Raw genomic sequence first — 786 nt, 5'->3', positions numbered from 1 at the left:
CAGAAGTCCATCTACTATATCACTGGTGAGAGCAAAGAGCAGGTGGCCAACTCTGCCTTCGTGGAGCGTGTGCGGAAACGGGGCTTTGAGGTGGTATACATGACTGAGCCCATTGATGAGTACTGCGTACAGCAGCTCAAGGAGTTCGATGGCAAGAGCCTGGTCTCCGTGACCAAGGAGGGCCTGGAGCTACCAGAGGATGAGGAAGAGAAGAAAAAAATGGAGGAGAGCAAGGCAAAGTTTGAGAATCTCTGCAAGCTCATGAAGGAGATCTTGGACAAGAAGGTTGAAAAAGTGACTATCTCCAATAGGCTTGTGTCTTCCCCCTGCTGCATTGTGACCAGCACCTACGGCTGGACAGCCAACATGGAACGGATTATGAAGGCCCAGGCACTGCGGGACAACTCGACAATGGGCTACATGATGGCCAAGAAACACCTAGAGATCAACCCTGACCACCCCATTGTGGAGACTCTGCGGCAGAAGGCTGAGGCAGACAAAAACGACAAAGCTGTCAAAGACCTGGTGGTGCTGCTGTTTGAGACTGCTCTGCTCTCCTCTGGCTTCTCACTTGAGGACCCCCAAACCCACTCCAACCGCATCTACCGCATGATTAAACTAGGCCTGGGCATTGATGAAGATGAGGTCACTGCAGAAGAGCCCAGTGCTGCTGTTCCCGATGAGATCCCCCCACTGGAGGGTGATGAGGATGCCTCTCGCATGGAAGAAGTGGATTAAAGGCTCCTGGGAAGCCCCCGCCCTCTGTATAGTATCCCTGTGGCTCCC

1 pseudogene is annotated in these 786 nt (G+C 53.3%); it reads left to right on the top strand.

Annotation, left to right across the window (positions count from 1 at the left end):
* A pseudogene (locus R7F64_RS23825) lies at positions 1-738 on the top strand (hypothetical protein); the annotation flags it as partial.
* Between the last annotated feature and the right edge of the window lie 48 nt (positions 739-786).

Origin of the sequence: Vibrio sp. Vb1980, from assembly GCF_033338615.1 — a bacterium.
Classification (GTDB): domain Bacteria; phylum Pseudomonadota; class Gammaproteobacteria; order Enterobacterales; family Vibrionaceae; genus Vibrio; species Vibrio alginolyticus.
Note: the sequence above shows the minus strand (reverse complement) of the source record. Positions and strands in the feature narration are given on the sequence as shown.